Here is a 25,218-nt window from a genome sequence, read left to right on the forward strand (position 1 = left end):
CGAGGGACAGGTTTTTACAGATTGTCAGGAATACGTCAATGTAAGACGCGGACAGTTGCTCACAAATTAAGCATACTGAGAATTGATTTCAGGAATGTAATGCCCACGTAATGAAGCACCCTCGATTATTGCGGTGTGTGAGGCGAAAAAATCGCTAGGAGAGCGCTTTTCAGCGCTTCTGAAACTTCTTCCACTCCAGCTCGGGCATCAGGCTGACGCTTTCGGTATTGGGATCAAACACGATGCGCACGTGCCCTTTGTCGATCTGCTTTTGCACCTGCTGCATCTTGGTTTCGTAAGAAACTTCATTCACTCCATAGTCGGTGCCTTCACGCTGGATGAAATTATCAATCACTCCGCGCAAAGCCTGTTCGCTCAAGGCTTCCTTCGGGATTTCAATAGGGGTGGCGTTTTCCGGGTTGTTGTCGTTCATAACACATCCTTTACCACGACCCGCCCAAAGGCCGGCAGAAAAAATGAGTAGTCCTTTCAGGCGAAAGGCTTAAGGCGAGTTTTGACTGCTAACATAAGGAATTTTCCGAAGTTAGTCAAAAATCAGTGAAAATAACCAAAGCCCCCCAAACGAAGGATTCTGCATGAGGAACCTGCCACGGATTATTTTGTGTTTGAGCCTGACGACAACTCTTTCTGCGTGTTCAGGAAGTTTTAGCGGCAAGAAAGCAGGTCAGGAAGATCAAGCTTCCGAAAACCCGCCACAATCAAGTCCAACGCAGCCCCCAAGTCAGGCACCGGCGCCAGCTCCTTCACCTTCACCAACTCCAAGCCCAGAGCCGGTTCCGACTCCAGCACCGGAAGAGCCGGCACCTGCGCCGGAACCAAGCCCTGCGCCGGCTCCACAACCGGCTCCAGAACCAGCACCCGAGCCAACTCCAGCACCGACTCCCACGCCGGCGCCAGAACCCGCTCCGGAGCCAACACCAGAGCCGACGCCGACACCAACTCCGACTCCGGTGCCTGTGCCTGAACCCGCACCAGTTCCTGAGCCTGTGCCGACTCCGATCAGTGGTTGTCCAGAAAACTATGAACTTGTTGCTGCCAACAGCACGGTGAAAACCGAAGCATTCTGTATTGCGAAATTTGAAATGAAAAAAGTGGGCGGCAAAGCAGTGTCCACGGCGGCTAACAAACCTTGGCTGGCCACCAAAGCCACAGCCACCGACGCGTGTGCCGCGCTGGGTGCGGGTTACCGCCTGCCAACAAATTCCGAGTGGAATGCGGCAGCTTTGGAAATTTACAACACCCAGGAAAACTGGATTGATAAAAACAAGAAAGACACCCTGTACACCGGCTACTATTCCGGATGGAGTGAGCCCGTGGAAATCAAAGATGTCACCAACCCTTACGACAGCACCGGCAAAACCAGTGGCAGCGAGCGCCGAACGTTTGTTCTTGCCAGCGGCAAAGTGATCTGGGATTTCGGTGGCAATGCCTGGGAGTGGGTCAGCGACACCATTTATGGCAACTCGTACAATCCGGATCTTTCAAGTTTCTATGGACGCCAGTATCACAACAACAACTGGGACGTGAAACCGGGCTCAAAAGCGCTGTTTGATTTCACGGGTCTTGCAGATGCCGGAAAGAAAGACACTTCGATGGGGAATTTGTTCGGAGGAAGCTCTGGCAAAGTCATTCGCGGAGGCGCCCTTTGCATTCATTCCAAAGGTGTTACGGGAATCTTCACCGCCAACATCGGGGATATTACCGCCGATGAGATGCAGGCCCCGGCGTCCTGGATTCTGAAGATGAATAACGTCGGCTTCCGATGCGTGACCAAGCCCCGGTAAAAGAGGCGTCTAAAGAATAGACACCTGTTGGCCCTGTGGCAGCCGAGGTACTTCGCGGAAACTCAGGGAGGGAGTCAGAGATATCTGAATCCCTTTTATTTTGGCACCTGCCTTGCCCTAGCCTTACAGGAACAAGGAGTCCGCCATGAAATGGAAAGCTTTTACCGCCTTTGCCGCCACCAGTTTAATCGCAGCCTGGGCCCACGCCAAAGCCCCTACCACAAAGGCCGAATTCTGCGAAATGGCCCACAAGCCGGCCACTATGCGGGCTCTTCTTGCTGATACGGAAAACCAGCTTTCTTTCACCAATCATGGCGGCCTGGGCGATGCTGGCGTTTGCTGGTGGCATTCTATGTTCACCCGAAACGCCAACTATCTGGCCATCTATCGTCCCGAAGAAGCTCGCCCGAACCGTGCGGAGGTCCGCCAGATCATCATGGACATTTCCGCCAACCGAGGCGTTGTTGAAATTCCGGGCTTTAAAAATCTGTCCGAGTTTTCTTACGCTTACCGCAATGAAATTCAGCAGTCTTTAGAGGAAGGCCAAATCGTCGACGGCGGCCTGATGTTCGGTTGGGTTCGCGGTGTCACCGGGAATTACAGCATTCCCGCAGCGGAAATGAAAAAACGCATGGATGAGTTGTATGCGGAAGTCAGTAAAGGGATCATCCCTTACCAAATGCTGCAGATTGAAGGCATCACGGCGCACGCCTGGCTGGTGGTAGACATGAAAAGAACCGCGAATGGCTACATCCTGACAGTTCACGACAGCAATTACAAAGGCACCTACAATGTTGTGTATAGTGACGGCATGACTCAGCTTTCAGATTATCAAGCAGTTCCCTACACCAGCCGCAACATGATGGACTATGCCTCCTATGAAACAGCACTCAAAAACTTCTGCAAACGCGGCTTCACCGCCAAAGACCTGCGCGCATCCCGCAGCAAGAGATAGAACCCAAATTGCAAAAACAAAAAGGCCGGTATTTCTACCGGCCTTTCCAATTCGACCTAAATCAAATTTCCAATCTCTAATTTCCAACCACTCTTAGTGGTGGTGTACCGACTGACCCGTGTACTGAGCTTTGATTCCGAACTCGCGCTCCTTTTGAATCTTGAACAATTCTTTTGGAGACTTGATGTCCAGAGCATTGATCAGAACCTGATCCACATGGTCCACCAGGATCACTTTCAGATCCTTCATTACATCCTTAGGGATGTCCTTCAGATCCTTTTCGTTCTCCTTAGGGCAGATGATCAGCTTGATGCCACCGCGGTGAGCAGCAAGGATCTTCTCTTTCAGACCACCGATGGCCATCACACGACCGCGAAGGGACACTTCACCCGTCATCGCCACTGTGCGCTTCACAGGGACTTTCATGATCGCTGATACGATGGAAGTCGTCAGTGCGATACCTGCAGAAGGACCGTCCTTAGGAACTGCACCCTCTGGCAAGTGGATGTGCACGTCGATGTTAGAGAAGTATTCTTTGTCCAAACCGAACAAAGGACCTCTGGATCGAACATAGCTCATCGCCGCCGCACAGGATTCTTTCATCACATCACCCAACTGACCGGTCACAGTGAACTTGCCTTTACCAGGCACCACGCTCACCTCGACAGCCAGAAGGTCACCGCCCACTTCCGTCCAAGCCATACCGTTCGTCAGACCGATTTCGTTTTCAGTCTCGATCATACCGAACTTGTACTTGTGCGGACCCAGAAGCTCGACCAGTTTCTGCGGAGTAACCACATAACCTTCGTTCTTCTTCGTGGAGGTCTTCGCTGTTTTCGCGCCTTTTTTCGCAGCCACAGCTTTTTTCTCGGTTTTAGCTTCGGCTTTGAAGTTTTCCAAAGTTTCGTTCATCACGATGTCTTTGGCGACCTTACGAGCCACGTTTGCAAACTGTCTTTCCAGGTTACGAACGCCCGCTTCACGAGTGTAGTAGCGGATCACATCACGGATAGTTTCATCCTTGATGGTGACTTTGTAGTCTTTCAAGCCGTGGTTTTCCAACTGCTTCGGAACTAGGTAGTTCTTCGCAATGTGGAATTTTTCCTGCTCGATATAACCTTCAAGGTTGATGATCTCCATACGATCCAAAAGAGGTCTTGGAATCGTGTGCAAGGAGTTCGCTGTCGCGATAAACATCACTTTGGACAGGTCATATTCAAGCTCCAGGTAGTGATCCTGGAAGTTGTTGTTCTGCTCAGGGTCCAAAACCTCAAGCATCGCAGCAGCCGGGTCACCTCTGAAGTCATTGGCCATTTTGTCGATTTCATCCAGAAGAACCAGTGGATTACCTTTGTCCACCTTACGAAGCGCCTGCAGGATTTTACCTGGCATCGCACCTACGTATGTTTTTCTGTGACCGCGAATCTCCGCCTCATCACGCACGCCACCCAAAGAGATACGCGCAAATGGACGATTCAAAGATTCCGCGATGGATCTAGCCAGGGAAGTTTTACCCACCCCCGGAGGACCCGCCAGACACAAGATAGGGCCTTTCATATCTTTGGAGATGGACAACACTGCCAGGTACTCCAGGATACGGTCTTTGACTTTTTCCAGACCCCAGTGATCGTCATCAAGAATGCGCTGGGCATTTTTGATGTCGTGTTTTTCTTCTGTGTAATCAGCCCAAGGCAAAGACAGAACCCAGTCGATGTAGTTGCGAACGACTGTCGCTTCCGCAGACATAGGTGACATCATTTTGAGCTTTTTAATCTCTTTCATGACCTTGTCTTTGGCTTCCTGGCTCATTTTTTTGTTCTTGGTCTTGATCTCAAGATCCTGAAGTTCTGCCTGGTAATCGTCTTTCTCACCAAGCTCCTTCTGGATGGCCTGCATCTGTTCATTCAGATAGTACTCTTTCTGAGAGCGCTCCATCTGTTTCTTCACGCGCGTGCGGATCTTCTTTTCCACTTCAAGGATTTCGATCTCGCCGGTCATCAGGTTCAGAAGGTGTTCCAGACGCTTGGAAGGATCGATGATCTCCAAAACAGTCTGTTTGTCTTCAAGTTTCAGGTTCAGTTGAGCCACGATAATGTCTGCAAGCTCCCCTGGATTTTCGATGGTGGATACACGCATCAGAATCTCTGGCGGGATACGCTTGTTCAGCTTCACGTAGGTCTCGAACGTTCCTTTTACGGAGCGAACCAAAGCCTGCGCTTCAACGATGTTTGTCGGATCTTCATCCAGAGCCTCAACAGCCACTGTGAAGAAGTTATCGTTGTTTACGAAATTCTTAATCTTTACGCGACGTTTACCTTCAACCAGAACCTTCACAGTTCCATCCGGCAAACGAAGCAATTGGATGATTGTTCCAACCGTGCCGATTGCAAAGATATCTTTAGGTTCGGGATTGTTGGTTTTGGCGTCCTTTTGAGCGGCCAAAACGATGTCGGTTTGTTTGCTCATCGCCTCTTCAAGAGCGTTGATGCTCTTTTCACGACCGACAAACAAAGGCATCATCATATGCGGAAAAATGATGAGGTCTCTTAGGGGCAAAAGTGGTAGTTGTTGTACTTTTCCCTCGCTCATAATCCTATCCCTCCCTGTGGGTTAACGAGCAGGCTCGTTCCTACTTAGAACCGAACCAAATCTGCTTAGGTTAAAAAATCCATCTCAACCCTGAGCAAATTCTTATACTCAGTCTAACTATGTGAACGATTACTGGGAAGTAAATATATTGCAGTGAAAAAGACTTCTGGTCCTAGCAGCGAGTCCAATTTGCCCTAAATTTAGGCATCATAATGAGCCCTAATGCTAACCGAAAATAATTCTAATAAGTGTCGGAAATTGAGAATCTTTCCTAATTGTAATTCCAGGTCCTAACATTTTTATGCCCTTTTAGCCCATTTTGTTCGATAAGTGCTATGTGACACCCAGAGACAGCAAAAGATGGTTCCGCACCAACTCGCTATCACTCAAGCTGCTCATAGCGACTTGGGCTGTAAGCTCGTTTGCGACACTGATTCTTACCGCATTTCAACTCATCATGGACTATCAAAGAGATTTTGATAAGTTGCAGAACAACTTTACCATCATCAAGAACTCTTACCTTGATTCCATGGCCGAACATCTGTGGTCATATGACACAAGACTTTTGGAAATTCAGCTCGATGGTCTGGGTCGTTTGCAGGGTGTAAGTTATCTGCGTTTGGTGGCTGACAACAAAACCATCTACGAAACCGGGAAATCCGACCCGACCGAAGAAAGCCACAAGCGCTTCGACATCTATCACAAGAACACCAACGAAATCCTGGGCGCACTGGATGTCGAGCTTGATGTCAAAAATCTGCGCGAAAAATACTTCCAGGAAGCCATTTGGATCTTCATTCGTCAGGCTGCCAAAACGGCGGTCGTGGTGTTCTTCCTGTATTTCATCTTCAATCGCATTCTGGTGGTTCACATTCAGCACATCGCCCGCTATCTGGCTGAAAACCGCGGCCGCGACGCCAAGGATCTTGAGCTGAAACGCCGGGCCCACAAGGGACAGGATGAACTGGATGTTCTGGTTGAATCCATCAACCAGTTCCGCTCTGAGCTTCTGGAAGCCAATCAGAAACTGGAAAGCCTGAATCAGGCCCTAGAACAAAAAGTCGCTGAACGCACGCGCCAGTTGACCACGAAAAATGAAAGCCTGGAAAAGGCGATGATGCAGATCAAACGCATGCAAGCGACGCTGGTGGCCCAGGAACGTCTGGCCTCTTTGGGAAGCCTGACTGCCAGCGTGGCGCATGAAATCCGCAATCCACTGAACTTCGTTCTGAATTTCTCGGAACTTTTGACTGATTCTGAAAATCTGGAAGAGATCAAAGAAATCAGCCGCGTGATCTTGAAGCACAGCCAGCGCATCGATCAGATCGTTCGTTCCATGCAGATCCTTTCTGGTTACGACAGCGACGTGCTGGAGGTTGCAGACATCAATGAGATCGTGAAAAAATCCTACCAGGATACGATTTCAACCCGCTCTTTGGGGTCAAGCTATGTGCCGCCAAAGGTGACCTACCGCCTGGGTGAATCAGTGAAAGCACCGGTTTATACCACGTCGTTACTGCGGGCTTTATCCAACATCGTCGACAATGCGATCCACGCCCTAGAAAAGAAAGTGCGTGCAAATAAGAACTTTGAACCAGAACTCATTTTGTCCACAGCCGTGCGCGGGGACATGGTCGAAATCACCATCCGCGACAATGGTGTGGGCATCCCGACGATTCTTGGTGAAAAAATATTTGATCCGTTCCTGACAACAAAATCTGCGGGTGAAGGAGCTGGACTCGGACTAACAGTTGCATTTAATATTGCCCAGAAACACGGTGGCACATTAAAATACAACAGCGAGTTCGGGCAATGGACAGAGTTTTCGATGTCCCTGCCCCTTACACACGAAAGACCGAATTCATGATTCACATTGTGATAGTCGATGATGAAGCAGACACACACCTGCTTTATAAATTGAAGTTCAAAAAGCTGTTTGCGCACTGGGGAGAGCTCCATCTGACCTCTTTCCTGAATGCACCTGACTGCCTGGACTTTCTAAAGGGCCCGGAAGGAGCCAACGTCGACTTGATTCTTTCTGACATCAACATGCCAGGCATGGATGGATTCGAACTTTTGCAGGCCGTGAAGGGTCAGCAAATTCATGTGCCTTTTTATATGGTCAGCGCCTATGAATCCTCTGAGTTCCGCAACAAAGCGGAATCTTTGGGGGCGACACGTTTCTTAAGTAAGCCGGTGGATTTTAGCCGTCTGGGCGATGCCGTTCGCCAGGATCTGAAGCTTTCCGACTCAGGGATTTAACAGCTTCCAATCTGCGATATCATCTTGGAAAAAGCCCGATTCCCGATAGGCCCGGCGAATGGTGCCTTCTTGCGCAAGGATCTGCCGCCCTTTTTCCAAAATCTCGTGCATTTGCAGTCCAGCCGGGTGCTTTTTTGAAGAAACCCAGTGACGAGTTCCCTTCAAGTTGACCTTGTAGTTGCGAACTGGAACAAAGACTGCGCTGCCATCCGTAAAACGTTTATCTTGTGAATTCCTAAAGGGAGCCAGAGTGAAATCCACCCGCCCTGAAGACACCATCTTTACCATCAGTTCCCACTGGCTAACCTCGAAAACATGGCCCACCTGAAGGCCTTTGAGCGCCTTCACATCCGGGTGCCACTCAGGACTTGTGACGGCCGAAAACTTTACAAAGTCCTCAGGGAATTTCGCCTTCAATAATTTGGCATTTTCAGGCCGGGTGTATATTCCAACCACAAACTCCCCGTCATGAATCAAAGGCTTTGTCTTGTAAACATCCCCGTCAGCCAGACTCTCGGACCACACTGAATTAGCCAGGGCAGTGACTTTCCCGAGGCGCACCTGCTCAAGAATGCGGCCCGTGGAAGGCAAAGGCACCAACTCCACAACACCCTGGAATTTTCCACGCGACAAGGCCTGCATGAACAGGACAACCTCGACGACATCGCGCCTAGAATAGGGGCCGCCAAATTTAGTGATTTTTAACGGATCGCGATTTTTCACAAAGGATCTATAGTCGCGCAGAATGTCTGCATTCAGGCCCACCTTCACTGTCTCAGCCGCGAAAACGGACTGAACAGCAAAGAAAACCAGCAGAAAGACAAAAAGAAACGATCCGAATGCCATCGTTTAAATTAAACAGCGTGGCCTTCGGATCGTCAAAACAGTTACTGATTCTTGTGTTTTTCTTGAAAAGCTCCCCGACTAAGCGGAGCTTTTCTTTTTCGCTTCTTCTTCCTCAGCTCGGATTTCCTCATCGGTTTTGTAAACGAGCATCGGCTGGGCGCCTTCGTTGATCACGTTTTCATCGATCACAACTTCCTTCACATTGTTTTTGGAAGGAATGTCGTACATCACATCCAGCATCGCTGTTTCCAGAACTCCACGCAAGCCGCGGGCACCGGTTTTACGCTTCAAAGCCATCTGGGCCACGGCACGCAGGGCTTTTTCCGTAAACTTCAGTTCCACACCCTCGAAGCTGAACAGCTTCTGGTACTGCTTCGTGATGGCGTTCTTTGGACGAACCAGGATGTCGAGCAAAGCTTCTTCATCCAATGGTGCCAGAACCGCAATCGCCGGAAGACGACCGATGAACTCTGGGATCAGACCGAATTTGGAAAGATCGTCCGGCTCCACTTTGGAAAGCAGATTCGCGCTCTTTTCAACTTCCTCGGATGTGCGGATGTCCGCCGCGATACCCATGGTTTTGTTCGTCGTTCTTTGTTCGATGATCTTATCCAGACCCACGAACGCACCACCCACGATGAAGAGGATGTTCGTCGTATCAACCTGGATGAATTCCTGCTGAGGATGCTTACGACCGCCCTTTGGAGGCAGGTTCGCCACAGTACCCTCAAGGATTTTCAGCAACGCCTGCTGCACACCCTCACCACTCACGTCACGCGTGATGGACGGGTTTTCAGACTTACGGGAGATCTTGTCGATCTCATCCACATAGATCACGCCTTTTTGCGCTTTTTCCACGTCATAGTCAGAAGCCTGAAGCAGGTTCAACACCACGTTTTCAACGTCTTCACCGACATAACCGGCTTCCGTCAAAGTTGTCGCATCGGCCATCGCAAATGGCACATTCAGAACCTTGGCAATTGTCTGAGCCAACAATGTCTTACCGGAACCTGTCGGACCGATCAGAAGGATGTTGGATTTTTGCATTTCAACGTCAGCGGATTTTTTACCCTGAGACATTGCATTCACACGCTTGTAGTGATTGTGAACCGCAACCGCCAGGGTTTTCTTGGCTTGCGTCTGACCAATCACATAGTCATCAAGATAAGTTTTGATATCGGAAGGTTTGGGAACTTTGAACGTGCCCTTGACTGCCGTCTCGCGCTCTTTTTCCTCGTCAATGATGTCATTGCAAAGATCGATACACTCGTCGCAGATGTAAACGCCAGGACCGGCGATCAATTTCTTGACCTCTTTTTGGCCCTTGCCACAGAAGCTGCATCTCAAAGCACCATTGGTATCTTTAGTAGTCATCGGCTCTTATCCTTTTTTTGCCTTACGGGATTCAACCACATGATCAAGCAAACCGAACTCTTTCGCCTGATAAGGATCCATGAAGTTATCGCGTTCCATGGCCGCTCTCAAGGTGTCATAGTCTCTGCCAGTGTGTGTCTCGTAGATGCGAGTCAATTTCTCTTTTGTCTTCACCAGTTCTTTGGCGTGGATTTCAATGTCCGTCACCTGACCGGATAGACCCCCGCCGGACAAAAGCGGCTGGTGAATCATGATACGAGTGTTCGGCAGACTGTAACGCATGCCCTTCGTACCCGCGGTCAGCAGCAACGAACCCATGCTCGCAGCCATACCCATACAATAGGTCGCCACGTCGCACTTTACGAACTGCATAAAGTCGTAGATCGCCAGACCCGCAGACACGCTGCCGCCTGGAGAGTTGATGTACAAATGAATCGGTTTTTCAGGATTGTCCACTTCAAGGAACAACATCTGGGCAATGATAGAGTTCGCCACCTCATCAGTAACGGCAGTACCAAGAATGATAATGCGGTCTTTTAGTAGTCGGGAGTAAATATCGTAAGATCTTTCACCCTTTGAGGTCTGCTCGATGACGTAAGGTATGAGGGCCACTGCTGTCTCCTGTGGTTGTGATTGAGGTGTCATACTGTGCTACCTATCGGAATACTATGGCAGGACTTTATCAAAAAGCCTTTGACCCCCAAAACTGCTGTGCTACATCTATTAACGCACAACAAAACCGAATAATATTAAGGGGTTTTTATGGCTTTCAACTTACTTAACAAAGACATCGACACACTGACCTGCCCGGCTTTGGTCGTGTTTTCCAAGTCTTCTTCTCAAAAAGACAAGCTCGCAAAAGTGACTCATTCTGAGCTTCACAAAGCTTTGCTGCCATCTTTGGAAGAAAAAACGATCTCCGGCAAGCATCAGGAAACTGTTGTTTTCCGTGAATTCAGTTTCAAAGGTTTCCGTCACGTAATCGTGGTGGGTCTTGGTAAAGAAAACGAAATCACTCACGAATCCGTTCGTCAATCCATGGCTTCCGCTTACGAGGCGATCAAGGCTTTGAACGTGACTGAAGCTGCCGTTCACTTCGACGGCATCACTGCTGGCAAAAAAGACGCTGCTGACTTTGCAAAAGCAACTGCAGAAGGTCTGATCCTGACTTCATACGTGTTCAACGAATTGATGTCCGGTAAAAAAGAAGCCAAAGAAATCAACGTTCACGTTGTTTCCAAGATGGGTAACGACAAAGCTGTGAAGGCTGCTTTCAACGAAGGCGCGATCCTGGGCTCTGTTGTGAACTTCTCCCGCCGTCTGGGCGATTTGCCAGGCAACCTGATGACTCCAACCATTCTTGCAAACTCTGCAGTTGAAGGTGCCAAAGGCATCGCCAACCTGAAAGTGACTGTTTGGGATAAAGCGCGCATCAAAAAAGAGAAAATGGGCGGCCTTCTGGGCGTTTCCAACGGTTCTGACCAGGAACCACGTTTCATTATCATGGAATACAAAGGCGCAGCCGCTTCCAAAAAGCCGGTTTGCTTCGTGGGTAAAGGCCTGACCTTTGACTGCGGTGGTATCTCCATTAAGCCAGGTGCTGGCATGGAAGAGATGAAATACGACATGTGCGGTGGCGCGAACGTTATCGGCACATTGCTGGCGATCGCAAAATTGAAACTGAAAGTGAACGCTGTCGGCCTTGTTGCTTCCACTGAAAACCTGATCAATGGTTCTGCGACAAAACCAGGCGATGTGCACACAGCTCGCAATGGTAAAACATTCGAAGTGAACAACACAGACGCTGAAGGTCGTTTGATCCTTGCAGACGCTCTTTCTTACGCGACTGAATTGCAACCACAAATGATCGTGGATGCAGCGACTTTGACTGGTGCAATGGTTATCGCTTTGGGTAACACTCACACGGGTTACTTCACTCGCAACTCTGCTTTGAAAACGAAAGTTGAAAAAGCGGCTGCTGAATCCGGCGAATGGGTTTGGAACATGCCTTTGACAGACTTCCATGTGAAAGACATGAAGGGCACTTATGCTGACCTTTCCAACATCTCTTCCGGCAAAGGTGCAGGTTCTGCAACAGCCGCTGCCTTCCTTGAGCAGTTCGTGGGCGAAGGCATCCCTTGGGCGCACTTCGATATCGCGGGCACTGGCTGGGCTGTGGGCAACCGTTTGCCTTATTGCCCTAAGAAAGGCGCTTCCGGCGCGATGATCCGTACCTTCGTTGAAATCGCGAAGCAGTACACATAGTTTTTCAGGCACAATCTGAGAGCTTTCATCCCCTCCAGCCCTGGCTGCGAGGGGATTTTTTTTGTCACCACTGACTGAATCCGCGACATCCCCTCTTTTTTATCCCGTTCACTCGTCTGCGCCAAATCCTCTAAAATGGGCTCCCATGGCCCCGTACCCGGCTTTTTTGGTAATGCCTGACTGGCAAGGGCTTTGCTCTTTAGGGGCTATCAACCAAAAAGGACAGATTATGAAAAAACCGGTACTTTCCCTGATGGCTCTTTTGGCCTTTTCTTCAACCTCTCTGGCCGATGTGAACTCTTACCTGCGTGAGCTGCAGGAAACAGAAAAGATGATCAAAACCACGGTGGCTATCCAGTACACCTGCGACAAGAACTTCGGCTTTGTGACCTTCGCCAAAGACAAGTTCACCATGAACTATGGCAATATGATCCACATGAAAAAAGGATCTTACTCAGGAAAACTGATTTCTTCCGGTCGCACCGACAAGCAGACCTTTACAAAACAAGAAATGAGCGCTTTGGAGTTCATGCCTGAATATCTGAAAGGGGTTCGGTCCAACTCTAATGACGGCCTGGAAGATGTGATCATCACCATGGAAAAAGAAGTTTCTAGTGCTGTGGATCGCGACAATTCCGTGATTGCCAGCAAGGAACTGACAGAAGAAGTGAAAATGAAAGGTCGTCTGACCCACATCGATCATCGCACCGGCGCGGTGGAAGCCGAAGACTGCGATCTGGTGATTCATAAATGTGAAGGTGTGATGTGTGCGACCCGCGTGGTTCTGGCGCACTATAATAAAGCCAAAGCGTTCAAAGCCATCACGATGGACGGAATTGAACACTCTGCGGTTTCAGGAAAATAATCCTGCAATCTGCCGATGACGAAGCAGATTACCAGCTAAAGACGACCGGGTGGCCCAGAGTTTTGGCCACCTCGTCGCTTTCCACGACCAGCGCCTCAGAAGCGCTTTCATTGACCAGTTTCACGGACTTCAACAACCATGTGCGCGGCCATTCTTCCGGCAGATTCGTAAAACGCACGGTCACTTTCGGACCTTCATTGAACTGAAACTCCCCGTCGCCCGGATGCTCGCCCAGAATTTTTTGAACAGGGACATACAAGGCGTTGATGCGGGACATGTCGGAAGAAACATCACAACGACCTTCGACTTCCATCTGAGGCTTGTCACCACCAATGGAAACACCCTCGGCCTCAAAGCTCAGGAAGACCTTCTGGAATTCCTGACAAGCCAGTTTTTTGCTGCCGCTTTCATCGATAAAGACAAAGTGCCCCAGTCCGATGCCAGCCCCTTGAGTGTTTTTTCTGATTTCCAAACCCGCCAGCAGTCTTTGACGGACAGCCTCTTGCAGTTGTTCACCACGCAGGTGAGAGAAGTCGAAGTTGTTTCTGACGGCCGCGGGATCACGGTTGATTTGATATTCGTCAGTGTTGGATTTTAAGAAAGCAAAGCCTGCCACAAAACACACGGTGAACAGACCGACCACTCCGTAGAATTTTCTCATATTTGCGATCCCTCTTTTGTTTAGGATAGCACGGCGTTTTTCCGACATATCCTACTTTGTGAGCGGCTGGCCGTAGGTCGCAGGATTTGCCTACCAAGGTCGAGATGAAATTCTCGTAAGATTACCTGAAATATTTTCCGGTGTTCCGGGGCTGGAACACCTGTCATCCCCTTAAAACGCGGTAATTACCAATCTGATTTTACCTCTATTTTCCCTCTGGGTTTTTCCCCTTTTAGTCTCTGAAAAAGCATGCAATAAACCCAATCCTTATGAATAAGACGTCCGAATTTCTATTAAACGAGTATCAAAGACGACGCTCTTCAGCGCCTCAACTGACCAATGCCCAATTCGCCAAGATTCTGGGCATTCCATCCAGCCGCCTCAGTGACTATATCAACGGCCGCCGGATCATGACCATGTCCGTGGGGAAACAGGTTATCAAGGGCCTGGGTATGGGTGAAAATGACTTCATCCATTTGAAAAACCTGATCGAATTCGACAAACGCAAAGTCAAAACTCTGCTGCCGGAAGTTCAACTTAAAGAAGACGAATTCGGTGTTATCTGCGACTGGTACCACTTTGCGATTTTGGCACTGGTGCCAGTAAAAACATTCCAGCCCAACGCCAACTGGATTGCCGACCGTCTGAACATCCCGGTTGAAGTCGCCCAGGCCGCCATTGAACGCCTGTGCCGTCTGGGTCTTTTGCAGATCGAAGACGGAAAATTCATCGTCACTCACAAACAACTGGAAACCAGCCACAACATCCCTTCTGAATCCCTGCGCCGCTCTCACAAACAATCTCTGGTTCAGGTTCTGGACAACATGGACCGCGTGCCGCTGGATTTGCGTGATGTGACTTCAATCACATTCCCAATGAACCGCAAGAAAATCCCTGAAGCAAAACGCCTGATCAGAAACTTCCGCCGCAAAATGGCCACCCTGATGACTCAGGGACCAAAAACGGATGTTTACAATCTGAACGTGCAACTGTTCCCGGTAACGAAGGTGCAAAAATGAGATTCAGCCAACTAGTCATCACATCCCTGCTGTCCCTGATCGCGGTGTCTGCTCACGCCAACAACTGGTATGACCGTGGCAACGCCGGCTTTGCCCTGTTCTGCACCGGCAAAGCGCCGATCGTGCTGGATCTTTACGAAGTCACCACTCGTGATCTGGGTGTCGTGAAATACTCCAAGGCAGACACGGCTGTGGATAAAGCCGTGGATCTTGCTTCCCGCCTGGAAGTTGTGGATCCGGCTCGCATGCGCCAGTACAAAGAAAGCGCTTTGGACTTCATGAACTCGGCGCAATTTGTGACTGATCTGGGAATTCGCCAGACTCCGGACCTGGGCCTGGTGACAGTGCCGCAGGACTGCGCTCTTGAGCAGGTCATCTTCCAAAGAAATCCGTCCATTCTGAACAAAGCCCGCTACGTGGTAAACGCCAACTTGTGGAATCAACTTGATGCCGACAATCAGGCCGCTTTGATCCTTCACGAGGCTATCTACCGCGAAGTCATAAACAGCCCTGCAAATGAGATGTTCTCTGAACGCGTGCGCATCTTCAACGGCGTTATTCATGCCCAGCACGTGCGCAGCCTTCTGAAAAAAGATTATCTGAAAATGCTGCAGGAACTGCATCTGACCACTTACGAGGAAAACGGCCTGAAGCTTTCTTTGGGATACACCACGCCGGAAGGTTTCTGGACGAATTCCGAATTGTTCATAGATCAATTGGGCCGCATTCTGTCCGCCTCCCTTTCTGCCAACCAGTACTTCGGTCACGGCGGCATGGAATACGCTTGTGTCGACAGCAAAGTGGCCGAAATGGGCCGTGTGACCCTGGATGAAGGAAACATCCGTACCTTGCGAGTGAACGCTGACTTTGCCCGTGAGGGGGCCTGCAACCTGCCTATGCTGATTATTCCGGAAAGCAACGGATACGCTGTGTTTGGCAATCTGTGGTTCTTTGACCGTGCCAAAAATGTGATTCGCGTTGATGGGACTGTGAACAAGAAAACTGAGCTGAACTACAAAGGCGTCACCTACGAACTGGTTCCGGATCTGTTCAAAACAGGCGTTTACAACACGACGTTCACATTCGACAAAAAAATGAACCTGATCGAAGTGGGCTTGGGGGGCACCCCTTGCATGAACGATGACGGCAACGTTCAGTTTATCCAGAACCTTGCCAATGGTGACGGCACCGTGGCCATTTCCGCCTCTGGAAATCCACAGGAACTTCCCGCCTGTCGCTAGTCTGACTTCGGTACGACAAAAGAAAAAGGCCCACTCTTTTCAGAGGGGCCTTTTTTGTTTTTCAGAGAATCAAATTATTGCTTGCCGCAACCAACCGGTGTGTAGCCCTTAAAGACCGCACCCATTTCCTGCGCCTCCATGGCAATCGCCAAAAGACCCAATTTAGCAGTCCAGCCGTACACGTTTTCCTGCGGGCAGCCCGGAGTATTGATTGCCAGGTCTGACACACACAAACGCTTATAAACCGCTCCCGGACTGTTCAGGCTTTCGGTGGAGCTTTTCTCGGCATGCGTGCGCAGGAAGCCCCCAACAAGCTCGCAGCCCACCATATAGATCACCGGCTCGGCGCTGGCCCCGTCGGCTTCCACGATGGAAGGAATGCCTTCCTGGATGATAACTTCTTCCACATCACGACCGCCCTTGGCCGCTTTCATTTTTTTGCGGGACTTGTAAGACCAGGCTTTCACTTCTTCGCCCGAACCCACACGAATCACCGCCAAACCATAAGTGCCGGCATTGTTTTTCACAAACACGAAGGGCTCTTGGTTGATGCCGCGTTTTTTATAGTCTTCACGCAGACGCGCGAGCATCTGATCGACTTTTTCCGCCAAGGCATTGCGGCTGTTTTCGTCTCCGATATCGAAGTGTTCAAACAGTTCGGTTTCAACTCTGAGCAGGAACGGGTCGATTTGGGCCACTTCCGCAAATTCGCTGGCCAACTGGTTGTAATATTTGAAGTATGTGCTTTTCTTGCGCTGATACCAGCCAAGCTCCCTTGGTGGATTCATCGGGAATTCGCTCATGGTCGGCGCCCATTCCTCGTAAGCTTCAGAAAAGTCGTTGTTACTGATGATCAGATCCGGAGTGAAGCTTTTCAAAAGCTCTCCACCCTTCAAGGCGGAATGAACGATCACTTCGTTGCCAGCAGAACTGGTCAGTTTCAAGGGCTCTGGCAGATCGCGAGGGATCGCGACCTTCACCACGCGACCGGTGGCTTCAATCAGCTTGCGGATGGTGTGAACGTTTTCCCAGTAAAAAGCGTTGTTGGTATGCTCTTCGGTCACCAGCATGATGTTCTTGATGCCAGCGCCATAGTGTTTGGTGAGGTACTTGTCGACCAGAGCCGGCGCTGAATCTTTGTCGGTTGGGCAGATATTGTTAAAGCCTGCCGGAAAAATATTCGCATCCACATTGGAAATCTTGTAGCCCGAATCACGGATGTCATAGCTGGAATAGATCGGGTAAGACATGTTTGCGGTTTTGGAAGCAAACCAGGCACAGATCTCGTTCATGTTGGCGAGGGTTTGTTTGTGCAGAATAAGTTTCGCCATAGTATCTCCTTAAGGCCAAAGCGACAGAAATTACAGATTAGGATCTTCCGAGGGAACCACTTTGGGAGGAAGAGGTATAGTGGCTTTCTCTTCAGCAGGCAAGAGCGAGTCGGCTTTGACTCGACCGGACCTGCGCAGACTGTTCAGTCGCTGGGATTCCTCGGTCAACCCCATGACTTCATCGTTGGTATATACAATATTCTCAGTTTTCTTTCTTACATCAGCCAGAAACGCGAAGAATTCTGTTTCATGAGAATTCATTTTCTGACCCGTGGGTGGCCGGTACAATTCAGCCTGATCAATCAAACCCAAAAGTTCGGCACCCAAAGCAGACTGCAAGCGACGCTGCTCACGCTGGGATTCCACCACGGTGAACAGATCTCGGTAGGTTTCCTGCAAACGGGTTTTTGCCCGAGTGGACCAGTTCGTGTCATTCAAACGCACAGCGCGGAACAAATAAATCTGCACCAGCTTCTGTCCGCGCACGAAGGCTGAAAAGTTCTGAACACCCAGCTGATTGGTGGAAACTCCACCCATCTGCACATAAGTTTTTGCCAGCCACTCTTTCGGAAGTTCGGTGCCTTTTTCCGTCTGAACTTTTTCAATTCCACGCTCGGCCTCGTTCAAATACGCCACGGCGTCGTCTTCTCGATCCTGACGACCATAAACGATGGCCAGACGGGCTGGAATTTCTGCCAGTGCAGTTTCAAGCGGCAGATACTGACCCAGTTTCTTTGCATCCAGCAAGGTTGAAACCGTGCGCAGATCATCACCTTGGGCCTCATAAGCAAAAGACATCCGATACAGAGCCTGGGCAGCAATTTCGGGCTGATAGTTGCGCGTTTTCACTGTGATGTCGCGATAAAGCTCCAAAGCCTCCTGCCAGCGCTCAAGACCGGCCAAAGACTGCGCTTCCCCAAGGCGGGCCGCCTGGAAGAAGGTGGACTGGGGATGCAGGCCCTGAAATTCCTTATACAGAATCAATGACTGATCAAAGCTTCCGTTGTTCAGAACTTTTTCCGCATTGGTGATCTGCGCAAGCTCGGTAGCTCGCACCGCTTGAGTTTCATCCGGCTGACTTCGTTGACCCAGCAAGGAACATCCTGAAAGCAGAACCAGGGCGGCGGACAGAATCAGTCTCATGCTTTCTTTTCTCCTTCGACGATCAGGGCGCTGAGCTCTTCAAGCCCCCCGAGGTCGGAAATATCCTTCACCAGATCAGGGATGCGGAAGATGCGGGCCTGACTCTTCATGCCCGACTCAAACTGCTGATACAGTTGATCCCTTTGATTGTAGTAGGACCTCATCTGAGAATACAACTTCACAAGATCCTCATGACCTTTTCCAACCTCTTGAGCCGAACGGAGGTCCAGCCAGTAAGGGAAGACGCGGTTCAAAACCACCGTTCCGAGATGGTAGCCGCCTTTATTGATTTCCCTTGAGAAATACTCTGCTTCCTTCAGCTTGGCCTGATCAAAGGCCGTCACCAGACAAAACTGCGTGGTAGGCGCCACCAGCATTCGGTGCACATCAATAGTGCGGGCCTGAAGTTTTCCCTGCCACTGTTCAATATTGATGAAAAAGTCACCCAGTTCACGAATGAAGTTCGAGCCAGTCAATGACTCCAGAACTTTCAAAACCTGACGGGTTCCGGTCTGCAACAGGTGACCGAAGAAGCCCCCTTTTTTTCCTTCCGGATCGCGGAACCACTTCGCCACGCCTTCATTGAACAAGGCTGAAAGCTTTTGGGGAGCATTCAAAAAATCAATCGCATGCTTTGTCGGCGGCGTATCCAGCACGATCAGGTCAAACTGCCCGGATTCGTAACAAGAATACAGTTTTTCCAGCGCTGTGAACTCTTGTGATCCGCTAAGATTGGTTGAAAGCTGCTTGTACAGACTGTTGTTGAAAATCTTCTGTGCGGATTCGGTCTTTTTTGCCGCGCGGGCCACGAAGTCATCAAAAGTTTTCTTATGATCAATCACCGAGGCATAAAGTTCGCCCTTGAAATTCTGTCCCGGAACTTTGGTGATGTCTTTGGTGCCTTCGATCCCTAGGGTTTGCGCCAGACGCTTCGCCGGATCGATGGTCAGTACCAAGACGCGTTTGCCTTCCTGGGCTGCAAGCACGGCCAATGATGCTGCAATCGTGGTCTTCCCGACGCCGCCACTTCCCACGCAGACTAAAACTTTGGTGTCTTTAAACAGGCTCACTTCAACACCTCCGCCGTTTTTTCCACCAGGGCCCAAGCGCTGGATTCAAAATACAAAGGCACGCGTGTGACCTGCGAACTTAAACCTTGCGCCTGATGCCACATCTGATTCTGGCGGCGAATGTGACCGTCCAGATACTCGGCAAATTTTGAAAGATCGGAATTTTCCGCCTGCACTTCCTGCAGAGTCTGCTCGGACACCGGGGCTTCGATCATCTTGTTCATGATCAACTCTGCGGTGACACCGAATTCATTTTTCAATCGCGCGATCAGTTCGGAGGCTTCTTTCAGCGGAAGCTCTTCCGGAAGCGTGACCACGTGGTACTTGCAGATTTCAGGATTGCGAATATGAGCATCAATGCTGCGGCTTTGCTCCCCCATCGGACCAAACTGCACCGCCTCGGCCATGCCCTTTGGGGCTTCAAGCAAAGCAATGAAGTGCCCTGTGGCGAAGGCATCCACCACGATGCAATCAAACGGCAGCGGCGGACCGTGTTTGCGGGGGCCGCTGGTGACTTTTCCCAGGATCGCAAGTTCCGGCAGTGCCGGAGCCACGTTGATAAAGGCCTTCATCACAGCATTTTCAAAGAAGAGCTTCGCCAGACTTTCCACCTTGATGAAATGGCGGGCGTATTCCTGTAAACAGGCCTCCCCCGTCCAAAGCGCAAGGGAAAGGTTGGGTCTGATAGAAACTGGCTGGAATCCAACTTGAGGTAAATTAAAGAAATCCTTAAAGAAACTTTGATCTCCAAGCTCGACAAGGAGGGTGTTTTTACCCTCTTGGCTCTTTTTAAGCGCCAGGGCTGCGGCTAAAACCGACTTCCCCACGCCCCCTTTTCCGGTCACAAAGTGAATCTCTTGCTTCATAGGTTCTAAGAGTGTCGCTGACCTCTGATTTATAGGCATTACGCATAGCATTACAGTTGCCTAAAGTCGGCCCGTCTTTTAGTATCCACCAGTTTATAACGCGTTGGCGTAATCTAGGAGAAATAGACATGAAATCAAACGTAGAAAAGGTCTCTAACCTTTCCAGAAAGTTGAACATCGAAGTTCCTGCTGCGGCAGTTCAGACAGCTTTCCAAAAGATCTTCAATGGCATCCAAAAAGAAGTGACCATCAAAGGCTTCCGCAAAGGTAAAGCTCCTTTGGCGACTGTAAAAAGCCTTTACGGTGACCGTGTAAAACAAGACGTGGTTCAGGATCTTATCCAGAAGCACTACGCTGAAGCATTGAATGAGCACAAGCTTGAGCCTATCAGCTACCCAGAATTCGAATTTGCAGATCCAACAGAGAACAAAGACTTCTCTTTCTCTGCAGCATTCGATGTTCGTCCAGAGATCACTCTGAAAAAATACGAAGGCCTGGAAGTTGAAAAAGAAAAAGCTGAATTCGATCCAAAGAAGATCGATCAGGTTCTTGAAAACATCCGTGCTTCCCGCGCAACTTTCGAAGTTGTTGCTGAAGACCGCGCCGTAAAAATGGGCGATATCGCTGTTATCAACTTTGAAGGTTTCATGGGCGGCCAGCCTCTTGAAAACGGTTCCGGCACAGATCACCACCTTGAACTGGGCGCGAAACAATTCATCGAAGGTTTCGAAGACGGTATCGTGGGCATGAAAAAAGGCGAGACTAAAACTCTTTCTTTGAAATTCCCGGATCCATACCACTCTGCAGAGCTTGCTGGTAAACCAGTAGAGTTCAAAGTGACTTTGAACCAGATCAAAGCCAAAGTTTTGCCGGAACTGACTAACGAATTCCTGGCGACTCTGGGCGGTCCTTCTGATCTAGAGACTTTGAAAAAGTCCATCCAGGAAGACCTTGAGCAAACTGAAACCAAACGCATCGAAGACGCTTTCAAAAACCGTCTTTTGAAAACTTTGGTTAAAGAAAACCCGGTTGAAGTTCCTCCATCTTTGATGAAAGAACAAAAAGCGTCTTTGGTTGAAGACTTCAAAAAACGCATGTCTGAACAAGGCATGGGTCCAGATGACTTCGCTTCTTACGTTGAAAAATGGGATGGCGATTTCGAAAAGACGGCTGCTGAAATGATTCAGTCTTCTTTCCTGGTTGATGCTATTGCCAAGAAACATGATTTGTTCTGCAAAAAAGAAGACCTGGATGCTAAATTTGCTGAGTACGCTCAACAAACTGGTATCGAAGAATCCCGCATCAAGGAATTCTACGGTCGTCCAGAGCAGGCTTCCCGCCTGACTTACATGCTGACTGAAGAGAAAGTGATCGCTTTCCTGAACAAGTCCGTGAAAGTGAAAGAAGTTCCAGCGGGTTCTTTGAAAGAAGAAAACCACTAGTCTGCTGAACCTCAGAACTGAAGTTTAAAACTTCCAAAGCCCGTCAGGCTGATTCTTGACGGGCTTTTTTTATTCCCGAACCGGCAAACACTTTAGTCCAGCCCGGCTTTGTCCGATGAATCTGGAAGTATGCACGTACTGGCAGCCGGCTGTATCATTCTGGGACTGCTCTTCAGTTCCTCCGTTTTTGCAACTTCGACGACATCTTTGATCGACGAAGCCAAATCCCTTGCGGGGACTGATCCTCGCAAAGCGCTGCATTTGCTTTCACTGATTGAAAACTCGGCTGCGAAAAACGAACCCCTGCTGCTGGCCGAAAAGGATCTGCTGAAATGCGAGATCCTGGTCGACAATGACGATCCGAAAGAAGCATTAAAATCCACCAGCCCTTATCTGGGTCACGCTTCTTTGCCACCTAATGTGCTGATGAATCTGGAGCTTTGTCATTTTTCAGCGCTGGAGGCCTCGGGCCAGGCGACCAAGGCGATGGAAGGCCTGACCTATCTGCTGGAAAAAAGCCGCAAGCTGAACCTGCCCGCCCAGCAAGGCAAGGCACACCTGAACATGGGTCAGTTGCTATCCTATCAAAATCAGTTTTCGGAAAGTCTGAAGCATCTGTTGCAAGCCAAAGAAATCTTCAAAAAGCTGCAGGACTCAAACGAAGAGCGCATCACTTTGAACTCGATCGCGGTGCTTTACGGACGCATGGGGGAACACGAACGCGCTTTGGAATACTTCGCTGAAGTTCTGCAAAAAAATCGCGACCTGAACAAAACCCGCAACGTCGCCGTCGTTCTTTACAACATGGGCCGCCGCTATGAAGACCTGAACCAGTTTGAAAAATCACGCGAGCACTTCACAGAGTCCCTGAAGATTCATCGCGAACTTGGCAATACCAAGTCCATCGCCGTTGTCGAGCGCGCCCTGGGAAGCCTTTACAACAGCATGAACCAGCCGCTGAAGGCGCTGGAGCATCTGAAGACAGCGGTGACTACTCTGGAAGGCATGAACCTGCCCAAATCTCTGGGGCAGTTGTATTTTGAGTTGGGTCGAACTTATGCAAAGCTGGGCGACAACAAACAAGCATTGTTGAATTTGAAAAAGGCCCACGGCCTGAACAGCAACCCTAATTCAGTGCAGTTGGCGGCGGATATTTTCTCGGAAGAAAGCCGCATCTATCAAAGCTCGGGTCAGTGGAAGCAGGCCTATGCAGCTTTGGAAGGCTTTAAAAAGTATTCAGACCAGATGCACTTGATCCGCGCCGATGAGCAACTGCGCCAGTTGAATTTCAAATTTGATCTGAGCAAAAAGGAAGAGGCTAACAGGATTTTGAAGGCGCAGAACCAGTCCCAGGAAAGACAGCTAAAGGATGCTCATCGCATTCAACGCCTGCAACTGATGTCTCTTAGTCTGGTGGTGTTGCTGCTCAGTGTGACGGCGATCTTCACCATCCGTCAGGTGCGCACCGCCCGTCGCATGCGCGAACTGGCGATGACGGACGAGCTGACCCGCATCCCGAACCGTCGTCATGTGCTGGAATACGGCGCACAAAGCCTCAGCACCTCGCAACGACAGGGCAAAGGCATGTCGGTGATTATCTTTGATATCGATCACTTCAAACGCATCAACGACACCTTCGGACATGCCGTGGGTGATGAGGTGATCAAACGTGTTGCTGATATTGGCAAGAAAGCTTTGCGCAAGGGCGACATGATCGGACGCATTGGCGGCGAAGAGTTTCTGTCGATTTTACCATTCACCGATCCGCTGCCGGCAAAAGAAGTCGCCGAACGCATTCGTCGCGAGATTTCCCTTTGTGACTTTACAGATCTGGCGCCAAACCTGACTGTGACGGTCAGTGCGGGAGTTTCCTGTTATACCGCCACCGACAAACAAAACAGTATCGACAGCCTGATTCAACAGGCCGACGAAGCCCTTTATTCCGTCAAACAGAATGGCCGTAACGGTGTGAGCTTGCGGTTGGTATCTTAGTTATTTACTGACAATCGCCCTAACACCCCTGAAATAAGTACAGGCCCACCACCCCCGAGCTGCAAACCAGCCCCAGCAGGGGTGGCCCGGGAATTGATAATGCACTCTTGGATAGCTACAGGAGTGCCTATGGGTTTTAACCTCGATAATGACAAGTCAAAAGATCAGCTAAGTCTGTTCGACTACAAGCTGCCTAATGCTGACTTTGCCCCGGCAAAGAAGTCTGCTGCCGACAATACGGCTATTGATTTTGATGCCTTCCTGTTGGCTCACCGCGAACCGGAACAAAGCAAAACCTCTCGCTTCCTGACTATCTCTGCGACCATTCACGCGGCGGCAATCCTGATCGTGGCAATGATCACTGTGCCCCTGGTTGAGCAGGTAAAAACTGAAACCATCACGATTGAAATCGAAGACGTGCCTCAACGAATGATCACTCCTCGTGGAGCAAAAGTGCCGCCGACTCAAGGTGGAACTCCAGTTGCGGCAGACACTCCAGTGGTTGAAAAGCTCGAAGACGCCGGCAGCCCGGGTGATGTGGTTGTTGCCAAACCTAAAGCGGAAGCCAAAGCCAAGAACGTGGCAAAAGCTCCGAAAGCTGTTCCAGTAAAGGCCACTAAATCTGCTGCGAAAGCGTCTGTGGCGGCAGCCAAGGGCGGTCGCAGTGTGGCTCCAAAAACGGCGTTCAAAGCTGTTCCAATGACGATTGATGATATTGAAGCTCCAGAACTGGATGAAGGCCAACTGGCTAAACACGCCGTGGCCTCCAGCATGAATGAAGACTTCAACGAGGACTTCGATAACATGGATCGCGCTCAAGGGGCGGCGATCGAAAATGAAAAGAAGTCCATGGATGCACTGGCGGCGGCCCTTGCCTCCGAGCAGGATGAAACTCTGGCCGCTTTGGATGAAGAAAACAAAGCGGAAGCGGACCAACTGGCTGCGCAACAAGCAGACCTGCGCCAAAGAAACTCCAAGGCAATTGCTTCGGCTTTAGCCAACGAACGTGCGGCGGCAATGGCAGCAGCCGCTCGTGAAGCTGCGGAACGCGAAGCGCGCAGTAAAAAAGCCGGTCTTGGTGGCGAAGGTAACGGACGTGGTATGGGTAAAGGTGCAGGCGCCGGAAACGCAGGTTCTCCGGGTCAGGGCACACAACTGGCGGGAACTCCAACCGGAGTTCGCAGTCTGGATCAGCTTCGTCAAATGCCCGGCAACCCGCGCCCGCAATATTCACGCGAAGAACGTCGTCGCGGCGATCAGGGTGCCGTAGCCTTCTACGCCTACATCACGAAAGAGGGTTATCCTCAGCAGTTCAAAATGATGAAATCGACCGGCTTCCGCAATCTGGATGCTAAGACTCTGGCGGCGCTGAAAAAATGGCGCTTCTATCCAGGTCAGGAAGGCTGGGTTGAACTGCCGTTCCGCTGGGACCTTAAAGGTGGCGCAGTGGAAGATGGTGGGATGTTGCGACGCAGCGTTGGTCAGAGATAAG

At 50.1% G+C, this 25,218-nt stretch carries 22 protein-coding genes; 11 read left to right on the plus strand and 11 right to left on the minus strand.

Annotated features, from left to right (window positions below; translation table 11 throughout):
- Positions 1-169: 169 nt before the first annotated feature.
- Positions 170-433: a YheU family protein gene (locus ACZ520_RS17700; RefSeq protein ID WP_416479782.1), complete on the minus strand. Its 264-nt coding sequence runs from the start codon at positions 431-433 to the stop codon at positions 170-172.
- 233 nt (positions 434-666) lie between these two features.
- A complete protein-coding gene (locus ACZ520_RS17705) occupies positions 667-957 on the minus strand; it encodes a hypothetical protein (RefSeq protein ID WP_464126831.1) in 291 nt (96 codons plus the stop codon).
- A gap of 20 nt (positions 958-977) precedes the next feature.
- On the opposite strand from ACZ520_RS17705, the gene ACZ520_RS17710 reads away from it, so the two are divergent.
- Entirely contained in the window at positions 978-1,805 is an 828-nt protein-coding gene (locus ACZ520_RS17710) for an SUMF1/EgtB/PvdO family nonheme iron enzyme (protein ID WP_464126833.1), read from the plus strand.
- A gap of 145 nt (positions 1,806-1,950) precedes the next feature.
- Complete coding sequence (locus ACZ520_RS17715; RefSeq protein ID WP_464126835.1) at positions 1,951-2,760, plus strand: hypothetical protein; 810 nt, start codon at positions 1,951-1,953, stop codon at positions 2,758-2,760.
- Positions 2,761-2,853: 93 nt separating this feature from the next.
- Here ACZ520_RS17715 and lon read toward each other — a convergent pair whose 3' ends face one another.
- Positions 2,854-5,349 carry an endopeptidase La gene (gene lon / locus ACZ520_RS17720; protein ID WP_416479779.1) on the minus strand — a complete coding sequence of 832 codons (2,496 nt, stop codon included), beginning with the start codon at positions 5,347-5,349 and terminating at the stop codon, positions 2,854-2,856.
- 457 nt (positions 5,350-5,806) lie between these two features.
- On the opposite strand from lon, the gene ACZ520_RS17725 reads away from it, so the two are divergent.
- On the plus strand, positions 5,807-7,216 hold the full coding sequence (locus ACZ520_RS17725) for a sensor histidine kinase (protein ID WP_464126837.1): 1,410 nt from the start codon (positions 5,807-5,809) through the stop codon (positions 7,214-7,216).
- A complete protein-coding gene (locus tag ACZ520_RS17730) occupies positions 7,213-7,611 on the plus strand; it encodes a response regulator (protein ID WP_374034346.1) in 399 nt (132 codons plus the stop codon). The genes ACZ520_RS17725 and ACZ520_RS17730 overlap by 4 nt, the downstream gene beginning before the upstream one ends.
- On the opposite strand, the gene ACZ520_RS17735 is transcribed toward ACZ520_RS17730, so the two are convergent.
- The 3 genes from ACZ520_RS17735 to ACZ520_RS17745 all read right to left on the minus strand — a co-directional run bounded on the left by ACZ520_RS17735 (position 7,600) and on the right by ACZ520_RS17745 (position 10,476).
- Positions 7,600-8,457: a hypothetical protein gene (locus ACZ520_RS17735; protein ID WP_464126839.1), complete on the minus strand. Its 858-nt coding sequence runs from the start codon at positions 8,455-8,457 to the stop codon at positions 7,600-7,602. The two genes, ACZ520_RS17730 and ACZ520_RS17735, sit on opposite strands and share 12 nt — an antisense overlap.
- Before the next feature lie 78 nt (positions 8,458-8,535).
- Positions 8,536-9,831 (minus strand): ATP-dependent Clp protease ATP-binding subunit ClpX, encoded by a 1,296-nt coding sequence (gene clpX / locus ACZ520_RS17740; RefSeq protein WP_088563881.1) that lies wholly within the window; start codon positions 9,829-9,831, stop codon positions 8,536-8,538.
- A 6-nt stretch (positions 9,832-9,837) separates the two neighbouring features.
- Positions 9,838-10,476, minus strand: a complete 639-nt coding sequence (locus tag ACZ520_RS17745; RefSeq protein WP_011166059.1) for an ATP-dependent Clp protease proteolytic subunit — start codon at positions 10,474-10,476, stop codon at positions 9,838-9,840.
- A gap of 117 nt (positions 10,477-10,593) precedes the next feature.
- On the opposite strand from ACZ520_RS17745, the gene ACZ520_RS17750 reads away from it, so the two are divergent.
- Together ACZ520_RS17750 and ACZ520_RS17755 are read left to right on the plus strand one after the other, a co-directional pair.
- Positions 10,594-12,096, plus strand: coding sequence for a leucyl aminopeptidase (locus tag ACZ520_RS17750; protein WP_416479777.1), 1,503 nt, complete (start codon positions 10,594-10,596; stop codon positions 12,094-12,096).
- A 229-nt stretch (positions 12,097-12,325) separates the two neighbouring features.
- Entirely contained in the window at positions 12,326-12,961 is a 636-nt protein-coding gene (locus ACZ520_RS17755; protein WP_464126842.1) for a hypothetical protein, read from the plus strand.
- 28 nt (positions 12,962-12,989) lie between these two features.
- Here ACZ520_RS17755 and ACZ520_RS17760 read toward each other — a convergent pair whose 3' ends face one another.
- Positions 12,990-13,622, minus strand: a complete 633-nt coding sequence (locus ACZ520_RS17760) for a hypothetical protein (protein ID WP_232468957.1) — start codon at positions 13,620-13,622, stop codon at positions 12,990-12,992.
- 269 nt (positions 13,623-13,891) lie between these two features.
- Between ACZ520_RS17760 and ACZ520_RS17765 the strand changes: the two genes are divergently transcribed.
- Together ACZ520_RS17765 and ACZ520_RS17770 are read left to right on the plus strand one after the other, a co-directional pair.
- A complete protein-coding gene (locus tag ACZ520_RS17765; RefSeq protein ID WP_011166063.1) occupies positions 13,892-14,641 on the plus strand; it encodes a TIGR02147 family protein in 750 nt (249 codons plus the stop codon).
- Positions 14,638-15,882: a hypothetical protein gene (locus ACZ520_RS17770; protein ID WP_464126845.1), complete on the plus strand. Its 1,245-nt coding sequence runs from the start codon at positions 14,638-14,640 to the stop codon at positions 15,880-15,882. Before ACZ520_RS17765 ends, ACZ520_RS17770 begins: the two co-directional genes overlap by 4 nt.
- Positions 15,883-15,956: 74 nt before the next feature.
- Here ACZ520_RS17770 and gshA read toward each other — a convergent pair whose 3' ends face one another.
- The 4 genes from gshA to ACZ520_RS17790 are packed head-to-tail and all read right to left on the minus strand — an operon-like array spanning position 15,957 to position 20,292.
- Complete coding sequence (gene gshA, locus ACZ520_RS17775) at positions 15,957-17,213, minus strand: glutamate--cysteine ligase (RefSeq protein WP_416479776.1); 1,257 nt, start codon at positions 17,211-17,213, stop codon at positions 15,957-15,959.
- Between the two features lie 30 nt (positions 17,214-17,243).
- Complete coding sequence (locus tag ACZ520_RS17780) at positions 17,244-18,356, minus strand: tetratricopeptide repeat protein (protein ID WP_464126847.1); 1,113 nt, start codon at positions 18,354-18,356, stop codon at positions 17,244-17,246.
- Complete coding sequence (locus ACZ520_RS17785; RefSeq protein ID WP_464126849.1) at positions 18,353-19,426, minus strand: ArsA family ATPase; 1,074 nt, start codon at positions 19,424-19,426, stop codon at positions 18,353-18,355. The genes ACZ520_RS17780 and ACZ520_RS17785 overlap by 4 nt, the downstream gene beginning before the upstream one ends.
- Positions 19,423-20,292: an ArsA family ATPase gene (locus ACZ520_RS17790; protein ID WP_374034354.1), complete on the minus strand. Its 870-nt coding sequence runs from the start codon at positions 20,290-20,292 to the stop codon at positions 19,423-19,425. Before ACZ520_RS17790 ends, ACZ520_RS17785 begins: the two co-directional genes overlap by 4 nt.
- 128 nt (positions 20,293-20,420) lie before the next feature.
- Between ACZ520_RS17790 and tig the strand changes: the two genes are divergently transcribed.
- From tig to ACZ520_RS17805, 3 genes are all read left to right on the plus strand, one after another.
- Positions 20,421-21,734 carry a trigger factor gene (gene tig, locus ACZ520_RS17795; RefSeq protein WP_088563873.1) on the plus strand — a complete coding sequence of 438 codons (1,314 nt, stop codon included), beginning with the start codon at positions 20,421-20,423 and terminating at the stop codon, positions 21,732-21,734.
- Positions 21,735-21,863: 129 nt separating this feature from the next.
- On the plus strand, positions 21,864-23,726 hold the full coding sequence (locus ACZ520_RS17800) for a tetratricopeptide repeat-containing diguanylate cyclase (protein WP_464126852.1): 1,863 nt from the start codon (positions 21,864-21,866) through the stop codon (positions 23,724-23,726).
- Between the two features lie 129 nt (positions 23,727-23,855).
- Positions 23,856-25,217, plus strand: coding sequence for an energy transducer TonB (locus tag ACZ520_RS17805; protein WP_464126854.1), 1,362 nt, complete (start codon positions 23,856-23,858; stop codon positions 25,215-25,217).
- Position 25,218 lies beyond the last annotated feature (1 nt).

The sequence above is a fragment of the Bdellovibrio sp. BIS2 genome (genome assembly GCF_055398295.1).

Coding starts and splice junctions, on each gene's coding strand:
- ACZ520_RS17700 (WP_416479782.1), bottom strand. CDS start 433: ATGAACGACAACAACCCGGAAAACGCCACCCCTATTGAAATCCCGAAG.
- ACZ520_RS17715 (WP_464126835.1), top strand. CDS start 1,951: ATGAAATGGAAAGCTTTTACCGCCTTTGCCGCCACCAGTTTAATCGCA.
- lon (WP_416479779.1), bottom strand. CDS start 5,349: ATGAGCGAGGGAAAAGTACAACAACTACCACTTTTGCCCCTAAGAGAC.
- ACZ520_RS17725 (WP_464126837.1), top strand. CDS start 5,807: ATGGACTATCAAAGAGATTTTGATAAGTTGCAGAACAACTTTACCATC.
- ACZ520_RS17730 (WP_374034346.1), top strand. CDS start 7,213: ATGATTCACATTGTGATAGTCGATGATGAAGCAGACACACACCTGCTT.
- ACZ520_RS17735 (WP_464126839.1), bottom strand. CDS start 8,457: ATGGCATTCGGATCGTTTCTTTTTGTCTTTCTGCTGGTTTTCTTTGCT.
- clpX (WP_088563881.1), bottom strand. CDS start 9,831: ATGACTACTAAAGATACCAATGGTGCTTTGAGATGCAGCTTCTGTGGC.
- ACZ520_RS17745 (WP_011166059.1), bottom strand. CDS start 10,476: ATGACACCTCAATCACAACCACAGGAGACAGCAGTGGCCCTCATACCT.
- ACZ520_RS17750 (WP_416479777.1), top strand. CDS start 10,594: ATGGCTTTCAACTTACTTAACAAAGACATCGACACACTGACCTGCCCG.
- ACZ520_RS17755 (WP_464126842.1), top strand. CDS start 12,326: ATGAAAAAACCGGTACTTTCCCTGATGGCTCTTTTGGCCTTTTCTTCA.
- ACZ520_RS17760 (WP_232468957.1), bottom strand. CDS start 13,622: ATGAGAAAATTCTACGGAGTGGTCGGTCTGTTCACCGTGTGTTTTGTG.
- ACZ520_RS17765 (WP_011166063.1), top strand. CDS start 13,892: ATGAATAAGACGTCCGAATTTCTATTAAACGAGTATCAAAGACGACGC.
- ACZ520_RS17770 (WP_464126845.1), top strand. CDS start 14,638: ATGAGATTCAGCCAACTAGTCATCACATCCCTGCTGTCCCTGATCGCG.
- gshA (WP_416479776.1), bottom strand. CDS start 17,213: ATGGCGAAACTTATTCTGCACAAACAAACCCTCGCCAACATGAACGAG.
- ACZ520_RS17780 (WP_464126847.1), bottom strand. CDS start 18,356: ATGAGACTGATTCTGTCCGCCGCCCTGGTTCTGCTTTCAGGATGTTCC.
- ACZ520_RS17790 (WP_374034354.1), bottom strand. CDS start 20,292: ATGAAGCAAGAGATTCACTTTGTGACCGGAAAAGGGGGCGTGGGGAAG.
- tig (WP_088563873.1), top strand. CDS start 20,421: ATGAAATCAAACGTAGAAAAGGTCTCTAACCTTTCCAGAAAGTTGAAC.
- ACZ520_RS17800 (WP_464126852.1), top strand. CDS start 21,864: ATGCACGTACTGGCAGCCGGCTGTATCATTCTGGGACTGCTCTTCAGT.
- ACZ520_RS17805 (WP_464126854.1), top strand. CDS start 23,856: ATGGGTTTTAACCTCGATAATGACAAGTCAAAAGATCAGCTAAGTCTG.